The sequence below is a fragment of the Paraburkholderia sp. SIMBA_030 genome, assembly GCF_046535245.1.
In the GTDB taxonomy this organism is placed as follows: domain Bacteria; phylum Pseudomonadota; class Gammaproteobacteria; order Burkholderiales; family Burkholderiaceae; genus Paraburkholderia.
Genome location: NZ_JAWRXB010000253.1, coordinates 1 through 309 on the forward strand (window position 1 = coordinate 1; position 309 = coordinate 309).

General features: G+C 46.3%; 1 protein-coding gene. It reads left to right on the forward strand.

Annotated elements, in window-relative coordinates; translation table 11 throughout:
• A partial coding sequence (locus SB772_RS39885) for a UDP-N-acetylglucosamine 2-epimerase (RefSeq protein ID WP_410838502.1) occupies window positions 1–309 on the forward strand: 309 nt, incomplete at both ends.

Here is a 309-nt window from a genome sequence, read left to right on the forward strand (position 1 = left end):
GTGAAGCTGCTGATAAGCACTTTGGTGATTCGGAGCGCGTCCATTTAATTGAACCTCTTGAAGTGATTGATTTCCACAATTTTGCGTCAAGGTCGTATTTTATTTTAACTGATTCAGGAGGCGTTCAGGAGGAAGCTCCTTCCTTAGGAAAGCCGGTTCTCGTATTGCGCGATACTACTGAACGGCCCGAAGGAGTGGAGGCGGGCACTCTGAAATTAGCCGGTACTGATGAAGAAACGATTTATCAGATGGCGAAACAGCTGCTGACAGACAAGCAGGAATATGAAAAAATGTCGCGGGCATCTAATC